The sequence below is a fragment of the Salinimicrobium marinum genome (assembly GCF_014651535.1).
In the GTDB taxonomy this organism is placed as follows: Bacteria; Bacteroidota; Bacteroidia; order Flavobacteriales; family Flavobacteriaceae; genus Salinimicrobium; species Salinimicrobium marinum.
Genome location: NZ_BMXB01000002.1, coordinates 439,861 through 455,825, shown reverse-complemented (window position 1 = coordinate 455,825; position 15,965 = coordinate 439,861). Strand labels below are relative to the sequence as shown.

Genomic DNA, 15,965 nt, shown 5'->3' with positions numbered 1-15,965 from the left:
TAAAAATTGAGTTGATTCGGCTATTATCATGGTAATTATTCCGATCAATACTGAAAGAATAGGAAAAACGGACAACATTGTATTAGGTTTAAAATTTAATTTTACCAATGTTCCTTTGTCTGATTCTATAATCTTTCCCTTCAAATAAGCCGATTTCCTTTTAAAATTCGAGACGTACCATGACATAACCGACCATTTATCGAATGCTATAAATTCATTTTGACTTGTGAATTTTCCACCCATGCTTAAAGTACTTTGCGTAAAGACACTTTCAATCTTTTGCTTTAAATTATCTCCATTCAAATTTGAAGAATAATTTATTTTCTTACTATTTAATATTTTTCAATCATGTTTTTAAAGTGGTCTTTCAGTAACAATTTAATATTCAACAGGTTATAATTCCGAACTTCCTCATGTTCAAGAATTAGATTTATCAAGGAAAAAACAGTGTGAGCCTCATTTTTCGCAGGGCACTGAGGCGTTGCAATCGCTACTTGTCAGTCTTTGCTTTTATTTTCTTCTCAATCTTATCTAAATCGGATTTGTAGAACTGCCATTCCGGGTTTTCTGTTTTCATTACCATGTTTAAAGCTATTTCGTAATTTTCTTTTGCTTTCTGAAAATCGTCAAGTTTTTCGTAGGCCATTCCTAATACAGAATATGCATCGTAGGACTTTGGGTGTGCATCAAGATTGGCTTTGAAGGCATCTAGTGCATAATGTTTAAAATCTTCGTGTTTTAATAAGGCAAAGCCCATATCAGTTAAAGCATATTCATTAGTGACTTCGAACCCATAGGTTTCAGATACCTCATTGAAATAAGTGACAATATTTTCAATGGCTTTTTCCGGGCCTCCCTGAGCTATAATTTCTTCTTCGGTTTTAGGAACTTTATATTGTGTAGGTTCAAAAATGAAACGTAAACCAAAAAACACAGAAGGCAAACCTACAGAGAGGTGTGTTTCTTCGGGCATAGGGTTGTATTGAAACCGAAGGCCTGTATCTTCATGAGTATTAATATAATTTTCGAACTCTCCACTTAGTTTGATAACATTACCTCGCATATTTCCACTAACTTCATTGGCAAGAGTCATATAAAATGTCTGGTTCATTTTATCAGGATTCGGGAATACATCATTAAATTCTTGAGAAATGACATCATTGGGATACCACAAACTTGGGCTTATGGTAATATAGGCATCAAACAACCCGGGTTGTTTAAAGAAAGTATGCACATTGAAAAGACCACCAAGAGAATGTCCTGAGATTATTTTGTAAGGCGCAGCTTTATACGTACTTACTATATGAGGCATTAATTCCTTTTCTAAAAAGGCCCGGAAGTTATCGGCTCCGCCAACGGTGCCTAATCGCTCCCGTTGGCTTAAATCAAGCTTTGGAGATTCAGGTGTTAGGTCTCTGTTACGTTGTGTATTCCGTATTCCTACAATAATCATTTCCGGAATTCGTCGGTCGAAACCTAGAAATTCAGCTGAAGCTACGGCATGTCTGAAATTTAAAAAACTATCCAGTAAATATAACACCGGATATGTCTTGTTCGAGTCTTCATAGCCTTTAGGTAGATATATTTCCAATACTCTGTCTTCATTCAGTATTTCAGAATGTATGGTCTCCGTGTGTCCAATTGTAATTGGGGATTGAGAATAGGTCGAAAAACTTATTGTAATTAAGCTGAATAACAGGTGAAATTTCATTTTTAGTGGCGTTTTTAAATTTCGTCTAGCGTCAATTTATTTTATTCTCCGATCACTTCCTGATTCCGGGATTCTATTTCCCTTTTAATTGATTTTAAATTTTTAAAATTCATTGGGAGAATTGCTGAAAGAGCAAAAGGAACTGCAATTAAGGGTGTAGCCCCATCTCGGATAGAAATAAAGATAAAGAAAGCTAATGAGCCTATTAACACTATACTGAGCATATAGGAAACTGTTTTTATAGCGGTTTTCTTTTTTTTAAGCTCTTCAATACTTAAACTTGATAATTCTTTTTGATTCATAATATTAGGGTTGGTTAAAATAAGGTCGAATAAAACAGGAGCTGGTGTTGCACGCGAGCACGGATTTTCGATTTAAGACAGGTTTAAGCGTTGTTTTTATACCCTGTTGTGCGTTCGGCATATTTCATTACATAATTATAAACCAAACTATTTATTGGATTGGTATAATTTCTTTTCCTCCAGATTTTTTAGACCGACGAATTTGCCAAAGTCGGCCATCTATTTTATCAAGTAGTAAGAAATTCCAGCTATTTTGAGTTGGATAGAGAGTGAATCTACTTTCAATTTCTTTTTGTTCCTCAATCAGCGATGAATTGTTTAAAGGAACAATCTCGTTTTTTTCAGGTTTTGTATCCCAATTGACTTGCCAGATTTTTCCATATAGTTGATCAAGAAGTAAAAAAGTCCAATTATTTTGAGTTGGAAAAAGAGTAAATCTATTATCCATTTCTATCTGTTCTTCGTTTAACGCTAAACTGTTCAAAGGAATTTCTGATATCTTTGTTTTATTTTGATCAAATTCAATTTGCCACATTTCTCCAGTTTGTGTATTCAATTTAATAAAATACCACATATTTCCTGTAGGAAAAATTCTATATGTCCTTATGTAATTTTCTTGTATTTGAAATAAATAATCTTTAGACTTTTCTATTGGAATTTGAGAATAAGAATTCATTTTCAACAAAATGAGGATCGCAGTAATTACATATCTTTTCATATTAATAAATTTAAACTAAATATATCAAGAGTTTCGAGTTTTTGCTGACGCACAACGTAGTTGTAAATGTAATACCACATTTAATTGTTCTTTTTGTTTTAATTAAGTATTTATAACTGCTTAGCTACTATTGCTTATAAAGCTCATCAATATCGTCGGACAATATTTTCCTTTTAGAATCCTTGTTCATTTTCGTGGCAGGGTATGGCAGATAAATAACCAGCCAGTACTCCTGGCTGTATAATTCTGCATCAATAAGCAAGGTCGCTTTGGGTTCTTCCAGGGCATTTATAAAGATGAGATTATCTGGATTTGCAGGTAAGTATCTTTCAGACAGGAAAACCCCTAAAACTGAACTGTAGGTCGTTTCCACCAGCACTCCCAGGCTGTTTAGTTGATCGTTTTCATCAAAGGAATAGATGATCATGGGGGCCGCCGCTGAATGATCCATATAAGCTATGGCATCTTCGTTTTCAGTTTCAGGTGTGCCCAATTCGTCGATCAGGGTGCTTTTGGAAATTCCAAAGTCCATGATTGGCTCCGGGTAAAGCGTGCTTTTCGGTTTTACAGTGACAGGGACTTCGTGGCTGTCATTGTCGTTAGAGAGCGTAATAAAAGTTTCCCCAACAAATCCCGCTGTAACGAGCCCGGATTCTGAAACCCTCGCATGATACTCTTCATTTGTGGCGTATGTAATGGGTGTGTTGGAACTTGCCTCGATTTGAAATTCATCTCCGAAATAGAGATCCTGTTCGATATTTTCTGCTGTTATTCCATTTTTGGGTTCATCATCTTTGTAGCAGCTAAGAGAAAGAAAGAACAAATATACCAGGAGGCAGGAGGTTGACTTTTTCATCTTTTTGAATGAAAGTAAAATTTATATATGATGTATCGTACAGGTAAAACAGTTTCATTCTAAGCTGCTTTTGAAAAATCCGGAGTGTAGGGAAGAACCGGGGTATCGAACTGCAGGAGTAAATCTAAATAAAATCTTAAACTTTTCTGGATTTACGTGATTTTTTCTCAGGAATGAGGTATAGAGATTAAACTATTGATTTATTCATCTTTCCATGAAGTATATTTGGGTACAGAATAATTTTACATGAAAGACAACTTTTCCACCAAATCTGAAGATTATGCAAGGTACCGACCGGGATATCCTGAGGAGATCTATGAATTCCTGAGAAAAGCGGTTACGTCCAAAGAACAGGCCTGGGATTGCGGCACGGGAAACGGCCAGGTAGCAGCGCGATTGTCAAACATCTTTCAGAAGGTGTATGCAACAGACATTAGTGTACAACAACTGATGAACGCACAAAACAAACCGAATGTTTACTACTCCAAGCAAAGGGCTGAAAAAACTAATTTTCCGGATGCTTCTTTCGATCTAATCACCGTGGCGCAGGCGATTCACTGGTTTGATTTTGATGGTTTTTATAAGGAAGTCAGCCGTACAATAAAACCCGGCGGAATCATCGCTGTCATGGGGTATGGACTTTTCCAAAGCAATGAAGCCACCAATAAAGTAATAAATCATTTTTACCGTGAGGTCATCGGCTCTTACTGGGATAAAGAGCGGAAATACCTTGATGAGGAATACCGAACTATCCCGTTTCCGTTTAAGGAGATAGAGGCTCCGGAATTCAGGAATGAAATGGACTGGAGCCTGGAGCGGTTGGTGGGGTATTTGAAAACATGGAGTGCTGTAAAACATTATGAAAAAGCCAATAATGAAATTCCGGTAGATCTTATCTATGATGATCTGAAGCAGAGCTTCGGGGAACGAGGGAAAATTTCGTTTCCGGTGCTGTTTCGAGCGGGGAAGAAGGAATAAAATTTTAGTTTCTGTTGTGTGTTGTTACCCATGAATGCACAAATAATTCTTAATCGAATTCTTGCTAATGCAAGGATTCCTGCAGGGCGCAAGGTACTGGTATTAGGACGTAAAAGGTTTCTATATAAAGAAATACTTCAGGGTTTTATTACAAATGCACGAATGATTTTCTGCTGTCATTTGGCGACTGAGAACTCTTTTTAAATTGGAAAATTTACTCAGTTGGTTTTTTCACGCAAAGGATTCGTGAATTCGTCGCTTTAATACGAAAAAAAAGCGCTTCCATTAAATAAATGAAAACGCCTTACTTCAGGTAGATAGAATAGTTTATTAATTATTCCGGTTATTGGAATTGTTGCTTCTGTTATCCTTTCTGCCCCTTTTATCTCTTCGATTTTGATCCCTTCTTTCAACAGGATCCTGAATTTCAAAATTCTCCTCGATCACAGAATCCGATTCCGGATCGTATCGGTAGGAACGGAAATTTCCCTCGCTGTCAAACCTTCCGAAGGAAGATTGGTTTTCAGGAGTAGAGGTCATGATGTAAAATCCGTCGGTAGTGGTTCTGCGAAGATCCCCAAGATCAATCTCACCATCTTCCTCGTCTACACGCTTTACATTGACACCGTTTTCTGTAGGACTGAATATGTATTGCTGTTTATCCAGCGTGTAACTGGTCGTATCCACCACTTCATAATAATTGGGTTCATTCTCATAGTTTTGTTTTTCACTCTCGTTATTATTTCTATCCTGTGCATAACCAATGCTTACCAGGAGGAATGATAGCATAAAAATGATATTTTTCATAAGTTGTTTATTTTAAGGTTTTTATACAATTTAAAAAATATGGATGTTAAGTAATGATAAGGGTTCGTTAAAACGGGAAATACAAACTCCCGCTCAAATTTGGAATTCTAAAAATCAAATCCAAAAATTAAAAATCGAAGATTTCATTCGAGCACATTCTTATTCCATATTATATCTTCCACATTTAGTTTTGCCTTCAGCATAGATATGCTGCCAGCCTTAAAACCGGCAGACTCGCAATATGCGTTATCACAATGCATAAGCACCGTAAAACTCTAAATAAAATCGCTATCTTTGCACCCGCAAAAACAAGCATCAAAATATACTATATGAAAGCCGGAATTGTAGGACTGCCAAACGTAGGGAAATCTACCTTATTTAATTGTTTATCGAATGCCAAAGCGCAAAGTGCAAACTTTCCATTTTGTACCATTGAGCCCAATGTGGGAGTGGTAAACGTTCCAGATCCAAGACTTGAAAAATTGGAATCTTTGGTAAATCCTGAAAGGGTAATCCCTGCAACGGTCGAGATTGTTGATATTGCCGGCCTCGTAAAAGGTGCGAGTAAAGGAGAAGGCCTGGGAAATCAATTCCTCGGTAACATCCGTGAAACCGACGCTATTCTGCATGTTCTAAGATGTTTTGAGGATGAAAACATTGTACATGTTGATGGTTCTATTGATCCTATCCGGGATAAGGAGACCATTGATATGGAACTTCAGCTGAAGGATCTGGAAACGGTGGATAAAAAACTGGAAAAGGTAAAGCGTGCAGCTAAAACCGGAAATAAAGAAGCGCAGAAAGAAGAGGCTGCTTTATTGAAAGCCAAAGCGGGACTTGAAGCCGGAAATTCCCTTCGTGCTATTGATTTTACTGAAGCTGAACATGAGGAATTTATCAAGCCCTTGCAATTTATTACAGATAAACCGGTGATGTACGTTTGTAATGTAGATGAAGGAGCGGCAGTTTCTGGAAATGAATATGTCGAAAGAGTAAAAGAATCTGTAAAAGGAGAAGGTGCAGAAGTACTTGTTTTAGCTGTGGGTACCGAAGCCGATATTACAGAACTTGATGATTACGAAGAGCGGCAGATGTTCCTTCAGGATATTGGCCTGGATGAACCGGGATCGGCTAAAATGATTCGTGGAGCGTATAAATTACTGAACCTGCAAACCTATTTCACTGCTGGAGTAAAGGAAGTAAGGGCATGGACCATTCCAATTGGTTCTACTGCGCCGCAAGCCGCCGGAGTAATACATACCGATTTTGAAAAAGGTTTTATCAGGGCTGAAGTTATTTCGTATTCAGATTTTGAAGCTTACGGGAGTGAAGCCAAAGTGAAAGAAGCCGGAAAAATGAGGGTAGAAGGCAAGGAATACATTGTAAAAGATGGCGATGTGATGCATTTCAGGTTTAATGTGTAATAGTTTAGATATATTAGATTTGAAAATTGAGATGGTTTTACATAATTGTATATTGTAAAATGAACATCGTATAATGGAAAGGCTCGGGTGTGAGGATGAAAAATTAGATGTCATTACAGTTGTCATGTTGAGCCAGACTTTTTACACGGATTATTCGAAGCACTTTAATGACGGGAGTTTCTTCCTTAGTCAGTAAGGATTTCATGAAGAATAATAATTGGAGCGCTAATTCTGGAAAATATATCCATTGAAGTTAAGTGGCTGAATCTTGCTATGTTCAAATGATCAATCGCTCACTGTACACGTGTTACGCTTGTGAAATATTTGTTAATTACTTTGTGCGGCAGGTATTTTAACTTTTTGTCGTAAACCTTATATTAGCCAAATAACCCGAGGGAGACCTACTATATGAGCACAGAAACCAAATATACCGAAGATAATATTCGATCGTTAGACTGGAAAGAGCATATCCGTATGCGTCCCGGGATGTACATCGGGAAGCTCGGCGATGGTTCCAGTGCAGATGATGGAATCTACATCCTGTTAAAAGAAGTCATTGATAACTGTATCGATGAGTACGTAATGGGAGTAGGGAAGACCATTGAAATTTCCGTACAGAACCAGAAAGTGATCGTTCGCGATTACGGCCGTGGAATTCCGCTGGGAAAAGTGGTGGATGTGGTTTCCAAAATGAATACGGGGGGTAAATATGATTCCCGTGCCTTCAAGAAATCGGTTGGTCTTAACGGAGTTGGTACCAAGGCAGTAAATGCACTTTCATCTTCTTTCAGGGTAGAATCAACTCGTGACGGAAAATCTAAATCGGCTGAATTTGAACAGGGAAACCTTGTAAACGAAGAGGAGCTGGAAGAAACTTCCAGGAGAAGGGGGACAAAAGTAACCTTCACTCCCGATGAAGAGATTTTCAAGCACTACAAGTATCGTTCAGAGTATATTGAAAAAATGCTTAAAAACTATGTGTACCTGAATCCGGGGTTGACCATAGTTTTTAACGGAGAAAAATTTTATTCAGAAAACGGACTTGCCGATCTTTTGGCAGACAGCATACATCCCGATGACAGGCTGTACGAGATCATCCACCTTCGCGGAGATGATATTGAAGTAGCGCTTACTCATAGTAGATCTCAGTACAGCGAAGAGTATCACTCCTTTGTGAACGGTCAGCATACCTCGCAGGGAGGAACGCATCTTGCTGCTTACCGGGAGGCAATCGTAAAAACTCTTCGGGAGTTTTACAACAAGAATTTTGAGGCCAGTGATATCCGGAAATCGGTGGTTACTGCCATAAGTATAAAAGTAATGGAACCTGTTTTCGAGAGTCAGACGAAAACAAAACTGGGTTCTACAGATATGGGAGGAGATCTCCCAACGGTGCGGACGTATATTAATGATTTCGTCAAAACACAGCTTGATAACTTCCTGCATAAGAATCCGGAGACCGCCGATCTTCTTCAGCGGAAAATTCTTCAGGCAGAGAGGGAGCGGAAAGAGCTTTCGGGCATCAGGAAACTCGCTAAAGACAGGGCTAAAAAAGCAAGTCTGCACAACAAAAAATTACGGGACTGCCGAATCCATCTGGGTGACAGCAAAAAAGAACGATACCTGGAGAGTACCTTGTTCATTACAGAGGGAGATTCTGCGAGTGGATCCATCACCAAATCAAGGGATGTGAACACTCAGGCGGTTTTTAGTCTGAAAGGAAAACCTTTGAACAGCTACGGACTCAGTAAAAAGATCGTTTACGAGAACGAGGAATTCAACCTGCTTCAGGCGGCTTTGAATATTGAGGAATCGATGGAAGATCTCCGGTACAACAATATCGTGATTGCTACCGATGCCGATGTGGATGGAATGCATATCAGGTTACTGCTCATCACATTTTTCCTTCAGTTCTTTCCGGAGTTAATTAAGGAAAACCATTTATATATCCTGCAAACCCCGCTTTTCAGGGTTCGGAATAAAAAGGAAACCATTTACTGTTACAGTGAATATGAACGGAAAGAGGCAGTGCATAAGCTTTCAGGAAAAGCAGAGATCACCCGATTTAAAGGTTTGGGAGAAATTTCACCCGATGAATTCAAGCATTTTATTGGAGACAACATTCGGCTGGATCCTGTAATGCTCGATAAAGACATGTCTATTGAGGACCTGCTTCATTTTTACATGGGGAAAAACACTCCCGATCGTCAGGAATTTATTATAGATAACCTGAAGGTGGAACTTGATTTAATAGAACAGGATTAGATGAGATTTAACAATAAAAAGGAAACAAGCCTGGTTCCTTCTATTTATATCATCATTGTGGCAGTTTTTATCACCAACGCCTTTGCTTCTGTTGAGTTAAAATATGACGATACCCCTTTTAACTACAGCAGCCTTATACCAAATCTTGTAGCTTTACTAATAGGAATTTATGTGTTTATCGTGGGCAGATATTTCGAATTTGACAGCGATGGGGAAACCCTGAATTTCAAAGGCAACGGACTGCTGATCTCGAAATTCATGCATTACCGGGAACAGCGAACAGAAGTCCCGAAATCGAAATTACTGGATTTTAAGGTAGAGAATTTTTTCCTGTACAGAAGGCTGCATATTTATATAAATTCAAGGAATAAAAGAGGCTACAGGCATTATAAATATAATATCACCTTTTTAGGCAGCAAAAAAAGCAAATCTTTAAAGCAATCTTTAGCAAAGGTTGTAGAACGTAATAAAGCAAAGGCTTAAATGGATACGGAAAATCAAGACGACTTTCAGGAAGAAAAATTTGAGCAGGAAGAACTGGCCAAAGTAGATACCGATGGACTGATTCGGGTTACCGGGATGTACAAGGACTGGTTCCTGGACTATGCTTCTTATGTAATTCTGGAGAGGGCGGTACCGTCTCTGGAAGATGGATTCAAACCTGTGCAACGGCGTATCATGCATTCCATGAAAGACCTGGATGACGGGCGGTACACCAAAGTGGCGAATATTGTAGGGCACACCATGCAGTATCACCCTCACGGGGATGCCAGTATTGGCGATGCCATGGTACAAATTGGCCAGAAGGATCTTTTGATCGATACCCAGGGAAACTGGGGAAATATTCTTACAGGGGATGGCGCGGCCGCATCCCGATATATTGAGGCAAGGCTTTCCAAGTTTGCCCTTGATGTAGTTTACAATCCGAAGATCACAGAATGGCAACTATCCTATGACGGACGGAAAAGAGAGCCGGTGAACCTTCCGGTGATGTTTCCGCTTTTACTCGCGCAGGGTGCCGAAGGGATTGCCGTGGGTTTAAGTACCAAGATCCTTCCGCATAACTTTTTGGAGCTTATAGATGCCAGTATAAAACACCTGCAGGGGAAGAAATTCAAATTGGTTCCCGATTTTGTCACCGGTGGAATTGCAGACGTAACAAACTACAATGACGGACTAAGAGGCGGAAGAGTAAGGGTGCGTGCAAAAATTTCACAACTCGATAAAAATACGCTGGTAATTACCGAAATACCTTTCTCTACCAATACGTCTACTTTAATTGATTCTATCTTAAAAGCCAATGAAAAAGGCAAAATTAAGATCAAGAAAATAGAAGATAATACTTCGAGTGATGTGGAGATCCTGGTGCATTTGCCGGGCAATATTTCGCCAGATAAAAGTATTGATGCCCTCTACGCCTTTACCAACTGCGAAATTTCTATTTCTCCGCTCAGTTGTATTATCATTGACAATAAACCTGCTTTTTTAGGGGTTTCTGAAATTCTTAGACGATCTACAGATCATACACTGAGTCTGCTGAAAAGCGAACTGGAAATTAAGCTGGAAGAATTCCAGGAACAATGGCATTTTGCTTCCCTGGAAAGGATCTTCATTGAAGAAAGAATCTATCGTGACATCGAAGAAGAAGAGACCTGGGATGGCGTCATAAAAGCGATCGATGAAGGCCTGAAACCTCACATTGGCCATTTAAAAAGAGCTGTAACCGAAGAAGATATTGTAAGGCTTACGGAAATCAGGATTAAACGTATTTCAAAATTCGATTTAGATAAAGCCCAGCAAAAGATTGAAGCCCTGGAAGGTGAGATTGCACAGATAAAACATCACCTGGATCACCTGGTGGAATATGCCATTGCTTATTTTACAAGACTGAAAAAAGAATACGGCGCCGGAAAAGAAAGAAAAACCGAATTACGTCTTTTTGAAGATATTGAAGCCACCAAAGTGGTCATTCGAAACACAAAACTCTACGTAAACCGAAAAGAAGGTTTCGTGGGAACTTCCCTGAAGCGGGACGAATATGTGACCGATTGTTCAGATATTGATGATGTGATCTGTTTTACCAAAGACGGTAAAATGATGGTGACGAAAGTAGATGCCAAAACTTTCATCGGTAAGGATATCATCCATGTGGCCATTTTCAAGAAAAAAGATAAAAGGACCATTTATAACCTCATTTACCGCGATGGTAAAGGAGGCGCTTCCTATATAAAACGTTTTGCGGTGACTTCGGTCACCCGCGACCGGGAATATGATCTGACTCAGGGGAAAAAAGGTTCGGAAATCTCTTATTTCACTGCAAATCCAAATGGCGAGGCAGAAACAGTGATGGTGTATCTGCGACAGGTGGGAAGCATCAAAAAGCTGAAATTTGAAGTAGATTTTGCCGATATGGCCATTAAAGGTCGTGCGGTAAAAGGAAATATTGTGACCAAATATCCTGTAAAAAAGATAGAACTCAAGGAAGAAGGAGTTTCCACTCTAAAACCAAGGAGGATCTGGTTTGATGAAACCGTGAAAAGACTGAATGTAGATGAGCGGGGAGAACTTCTCGGGGAATTTAAAGGAGAAGACAGGTTGTTGATCATCACCCAAAACGGTTTGGCCAAAACCATCAAACCCGAACTTACCACAAGATTTGATGAGGATATCATCGTGCTGGAAAAGTGGGTTCCGAAAAAGCCGATTTCCGCGATTTATTGGGAAGCCGATAAGGAGAAGTACTATGTGAAGCGATTTATCATTGAAAATGAAGACAGGGAAGAGCATTTCATCGGGGAGAATCCGAAGTCATTCCTGGAGATCGTTTCCACAGATTATCTTCCGGTGGCCGAGATCGTGTATGCCAAAGTCAGAGGGAAGGATCAGAAACCAAATGAACTTGTTGAACTTGAAGAATTCATTTCAGTAAAAGGAATTAAGGCTCTTGGAAACCAGCTGACTTCAGAAAAAGTGAAACAAATCAATCTCCTGGATCCGAAACCTTTTATAGCTCCTGAAGAAACTGCTCCCGAAGAAATGGAAGTGGTAGGGGAAGAAGCTTTAAATGAAAATACTTCTAAACCAGAAGGTGAGAATTTACCAGATTTTTCTGAAGGAAAACTGAAGAAAAAAGGATCTGGGAATGATGAATCACAAATTAAACTCTTTGATGAAGAATGAAAATTTTTCAGGAATTTAAGGAATTTGCCGTAAAAGGTAATATGATCGACATGGCGGTGGGTATCATCATTGGTACCGCCTTCAATCGTGTTGTAGATGTGCTGGTGAAGCAGGTGATCATGCCGCCGCTGACAATGATGACCGAGGGAGTGAAATTTTCGGAAAAGAAATATGTTTTACGCGAGAGCGTCCCTGAAATCGACGGAACTGCAGCAGTGGAAGAAGTAGCCATAGGCTACGGAACGCTGATTGAAGTAATGATCGATTTTCTGATCATCGGATTCACGGTTTTCATTGTGGTAAAGTTTATGAACCGCTTTAAAAAGAAATCTGAAGATCCTAAAAACAAAACCGTTGCCACTCCCAAAGACATCGAGCTTCTAACCAACCTGAACGAGCTGATGCAGGAGCAGAACGAGTTGCTACGGAAGAAGTAGTGAGAAAGTAAATCAAGACCTTCAGCAAAAGTATCAACAGGATATAAACAACCCGAATCTTAGAGACTGTATGGAATGGATAAATTTTCGACATTACGAACTGGACGAAATTGGAATGGCTTTCACAGAAAATAACCAAATTGAATTTTATGTTGATTATGAAATAGGCGGTGCCTGTTTAAATGTGGCTCATTCAATACTTAAATACCCTCTAACTGATTTCACGCAATATCTTCAATAAAATTCTTACAACACCCTGTAAGACCAATGCTTAATTGAATATTGTTTCCGTGCTCATTTAAATTGTTTACTACGGAATGAGTTTGGAATTTATTTTTTAAAATTCCCTCCGCATTTCCCAGTAGTTTAATCCCGTATTTAAAAAAAGAAAGGGCAGAAGCCTTGGAAGACACAAACATCCCGGAAAACCATCTAAAATCAATTTTACTCTACTTTAATGGCGGTTCCGCGTTCCTTGCGGGTTTCACCCACCAAACCATATTCAAAGGTGTAGGTATTATCTTTTGTGGTGAGGATTTTAATATGTAATGGCTTTTCTTCTTCCCGCGATTTTGGATACAGGTTTTTTATGATGTACTCACAGTCATTGATCCAACGGATGGAGGAAGTATCTGTCTCTCCTTTGAAATAATCTATTTCTATGGAATCGGTTCTGGTGAACCTGGTTTTAACCAGTTCCCCATCAAGGAAAGATTCAAATTCAAAAGTCCCTGTTTTGAATTTACTGCAGTTACGTTCCTGTTCGTAGCAGGAGCTCATAAGCAAAACAGTAAGGAGTAAGATCATTATATTTCGCATGCTGCAAAGTAAATCCTTTTTTCAGATTTTTCAATGGTCAAAGGCTTCGAAACTTCCATCGGTATAGAAAAACACTATTTTTTTAATCTCTTTCTTTCCTTGCGTTTTTCTTTCTTCCGGAGGCATAGGAGATTGAGAGTTTTCTTTAAGTGATTCCGTGAAAAGATTGTTGGAAGGAGCAGAAGGAGCTTTTTCTGAATTGGCAGAAGAGCCGATGTTTTCTTTTGCCGGAAAATTCCCTTTTCCATTTAAAAGCCAATACAATTCAACTTCGGGAAAAGCATTAATAATTTTCATAACAAAATCCAGACTCGGTTTGTTTCTTCCCGAAAGAAGATGGGAAATAGAAGAGCGGCCCACATCAATTTTATCGGCGAAAGAAGCGGCCGAAAGATCATAGTATTCCATGATCTTATGGAGGCGTTTGGTGAATTGTTCTGTGTTTACCATTGTAAACCGTCTTGCGGATTTATGTTGTTTACAAAAGTAACTTTCTTTCCTGAAACCACCAAATTACATATGTAAACACTTCTACATATATTAATCTATCCGTTTATATAATGAGGTGTAATACGCTAAAATAAAGTTAATTATGTATGATAAACAAGTCTTATGGAAAGTTTCCTGAAGCTGTTTTACAATTATACAAACCTAGTGTTTACAATGTTATACAGAAGGAGAGGATTTATCTGTTTACAATTGTAAAATAATGTTTATTTACTTTTGTAAACATGAAAACAGACACAATTTTTGCTTCCATTATTGACCGATATTCTTCTATTAAAAATTCGAATCTTTACGGCAGATATATTACTTATAATGACATTGCTCCCGAACTTGAAAATCTTTCTTCGGAATTTCTTGTGGAGAAAATTGGAGAATCCGTTTTAAAAACTCCTGTGCATTCTGTCACATTTGGTAACGGACCTATTAAGATTTTAGGCTGGTCTCAAATGCACGGCAATGAATCTACCACCACCAAAGCTGCTTTTGATCTTTTCAATCTTTTTGTTTCAGAAAAGCAGCAGGCTGGGATTTCTGCCATTCCTGAAAAATGCACCATAAAGATCATTCCGATGTTGAACCCTGATGGTGCCATTCGCTATACCCGGGAAAATGTAAATGGAGTTGATCTCAACAGAGATGCCAGCGAATTAAAAGAGGACGAAAGCCGCATCTTGAGGCACTGTTATGAAGACTATAAACCTGATTTTTGTTTAAATCTCCACGATCAACGGACCATCTTTGGTGCCGGCGACACAAATAAACCTGCAACGCTTTCCTTTTTAGCGCCTTCCATGGATGCTGAACGTTCTATCTCCGGAAACCGAAAAGATGCCATGCAGCTCATCGCAGCTATTAATAAGGACATGCAGCAAATCATTCCTGCACAGGTGGGAAGGTATGATGATGCTTTTAACCTTCAGTGTACTGGGGATTCCTTTCAAAAATCGGGTGTACCTACTATTTTATTTGAAGCAGGGCATTTCAGCAATGATTATTTTCGGGAGAAAACCAGGGAATTTGTGGCTATTTCCATTCTTTCAGCCATTCATCATATAACTGAAAATGATTTCAGCAAATTGGACGTGGAAGATTATTTCAAAATTCCGGAAAACGAGAAGAATTTCTTTGATGTAATCCTTCGGAAAGCCGAGGTAGAAGGTGAAGTGCTAGATGTAGCCATTCAGTTTGAAGAGAAGATCAAGGCAGGGAAAATCTGTTTTGATCCGGTGGTAAAAAAAATAGAAAAGGATCTTTCTTTTTTCGGGCATCAGGAGATTCAATGTGAGGGAGAAAAAGTGACAGATTTAGCAGGAGGAGCAATTAACGAAAACGCTGTAGTAAACCAAATTTTGTTAAAAAATAATAAGTTATCAATAAAAGTAGTAGAAAATGTTCAATAATTAGTGATAATTCAACGCTATTATATTAATTTTGTACTTAATTTAAAAAGAAGAATTGTAGTTAAATAAATAGATTATGGCAAAATTTAGATTAGACGAAACAGATCACCAAATCCTGGACATGCTCATTGAGAATACCAGAACTCCTTTTACCGATATAGCTAAGAAGTTAATGATATCTGCCGGAACGGTTCACGTAAGGGTAAAGAAAATGGAAGAAGCGGGGATTATACTTGGTTCTTCGCTTACGCTTAACTATCAAAAACTGGGATATGCCTTTATAGCTTACGTTGGTATATTCCTTCAGAATACATCTCAGACTAAATTTGTACTTGAGCGTATTAACGAAATTCCGTTTGTGACAGTAGCGCACGTTACTACAGGCAAGTTTAATGTCTTCGCCAAGATACGAGCCAAAGATACGCAGCACGCTAAAGAAGTGATATTTCAGTTAGATGATATAGAAGGAGTTTACAGAACAGAAACCATGATCTCCCTGGAAGAAAGCATTAATGATAAAAAGAGATTAATGCATTCTATTTTCAAGGAACTGTAGCATCC

The 15,965-nt window shown here is 38.6% G+C and carries 15 protein-coding genes; 8 read left to right on the top strand and 7 right to left on the bottom strand.

The window, feature by feature from the left end; all coding sequences use genetic code 11:
- Positions 1 to 490 precede the first annotated feature (490 nt).
- From IE056_RS05990 to IE056_RS05975, 4 genes are all read right to left on the bottom strand, one after another.
- Positions 491 to 1,711 carry an alpha/beta hydrolase-fold protein gene (locus IE056_RS05990; RefSeq protein WP_189603771.1) on the bottom strand — a complete coding sequence of 407 codons (1,221 nt, stop codon included), beginning with the start codon at positions 1,709 to 1,711 and terminating at the stop codon, positions 491 to 493.
- Between the two features lie 41 nt (positions 1,712 to 1,752).
- On the bottom strand, positions 1,753 to 2,013 hold the full coding sequence (locus IE056_RS05985) for a redox-active disulfide protein 2 (protein ID WP_189603770.1): 261 nt from the start codon (positions 2,011 to 2,013) through the stop codon (positions 1,753 to 1,755).
- A gap of 151 nt (positions 2,014 to 2,164) precedes the next feature.
- Complete coding sequence (locus IE056_RS05980; protein WP_189603769.1) at positions 2,165 to 2,731, bottom strand: hypothetical protein; 567 nt, start codon at positions 2,729 to 2,731, stop codon at positions 2,165 to 2,167.
- Between the two features lie 127 nt (positions 2,732 to 2,858).
- Positions 2,859 to 3,587, bottom strand: a complete 729-nt coding sequence (locus IE056_RS05975) for a hypothetical protein (protein ID WP_189603768.1) — start codon at positions 3,585 to 3,587, stop codon at positions 2,859 to 2,861.
- A 246-nt stretch (positions 3,588 to 3,833) separates the two neighbouring features.
- On the opposite strand from IE056_RS05975, the gene IE056_RS05970 reads away from it, so the two are divergent.
- Positions 3,834 to 4,565 (top strand): class I SAM-dependent methyltransferase, encoded by a 732-nt coding sequence (locus IE056_RS05970; RefSeq protein ID WP_189603767.1) that lies wholly within the window; start codon positions 3,834 to 3,836, stop codon positions 4,563 to 4,565.
- Positions 4,566 to 4,895: 330 nt separating this feature from the next.
- Here IE056_RS05970 and IE056_RS05965 read toward each other — a convergent pair whose 3' ends face one another.
- Entirely contained in the window at positions 4,896 to 5,372 is a 477-nt protein-coding gene (locus IE056_RS05965; protein WP_189603766.1) for a hypothetical protein, read from the bottom strand.
- Positions 5,373 to 5,701: 329 nt separating this feature from the next.
- Between IE056_RS05965 and ychF the strand changes: the two genes are divergently transcribed.
- From ychF to mscL, 5 genes are all read left to right on the top strand, one after another.
- Positions 5,702 to 6,796, top strand: a complete 1,095-nt coding sequence (gene ychF / locus IE056_RS05960) for a redox-regulated ATPase YchF (RefSeq protein WP_189603765.1) — start codon at positions 5,702 to 5,704, stop codon at positions 6,794 to 6,796.
- Between the two features lie 408 nt (positions 6,797 to 7,204).
- Positions 7,205 to 9,061 carry a DNA topoisomerase IV subunit B gene (locus IE056_RS05955; protein WP_189603764.1) on the top strand — a complete coding sequence of 619 codons (1,857 nt, stop codon included), beginning with the start codon at positions 7,205 to 7,207 and terminating at the stop codon, positions 9,059 to 9,061.
- Entirely contained in the window at positions 9,062 to 9,544 is a 483-nt protein-coding gene (locus IE056_RS05950) for a hypothetical protein (RefSeq protein WP_189603763.1), read from the top strand.
- Positions 9,545 to 12,241: a DNA gyrase/topoisomerase IV subunit A gene (locus IE056_RS05945; protein ID WP_189603762.1), complete on the top strand. Its 2,697-nt coding sequence runs from the start codon at positions 9,545 to 9,547 to the stop codon at positions 12,239 to 12,241.
- Positions 12,238 to 12,678: a large conductance mechanosensitive channel protein MscL gene (gene mscL, locus IE056_RS05940; RefSeq protein WP_189603761.1), complete on the top strand. Its 441-nt coding sequence runs from the start codon at positions 12,238 to 12,240 to the stop codon at positions 12,676 to 12,678. Before IE056_RS05945 ends, mscL begins: the two co-directional genes overlap by 4 nt.
- 444 nt (positions 12,679 to 13,122) lie before the next feature.
- Here the strand turns inward: mscL and IE056_RS05935 are convergent, their stop codons facing one another.
- Together IE056_RS05935 and IE056_RS05930 are read right to left on the bottom strand one after the other, a co-directional pair.
- Positions 13,123 to 13,497: a DNA topoisomerase IV gene (locus IE056_RS05935; protein WP_189603760.1), complete on the bottom strand. Its 375-nt coding sequence runs from the start codon at positions 13,495 to 13,497 to the stop codon at positions 13,123 to 13,125.
- 30 nt (positions 13,498 to 13,527) lie between these two features.
- Positions 13,528 to 13,947, bottom strand: a complete 420-nt coding sequence (locus IE056_RS05930; RefSeq protein WP_189603759.1) for a helix-turn-helix domain-containing protein — start codon at positions 13,945 to 13,947, stop codon at positions 13,528 to 13,530.
- 281 nt (positions 13,948 to 14,228) lie between these two features.
- Between IE056_RS05930 and IE056_RS05925 the strand changes: the two genes are divergently transcribed.
- The gene (locus IE056_RS05925) at positions 14,229 to 15,404 is read left to right on the top strand and encodes a M14 family zinc carboxypeptidase (protein WP_189603758.1); all 1,176 of its coding nucleotides are present in this window, start codon (positions 14,229 to 14,231) and stop codon (positions 15,402 to 15,404) included.
- Between the two features lie 76 nt (positions 15,405 to 15,480).
- Positions 15,481 to 15,960, top strand: a complete 480-nt coding sequence (locus IE056_RS05920) for an Lrp/AsnC family transcriptional regulator (protein ID WP_189603757.1) — start codon at positions 15,481 to 15,483, stop codon at positions 15,958 to 15,960.
- Positions 15,961 to 15,965: the final 5 nt, after the last annotated feature.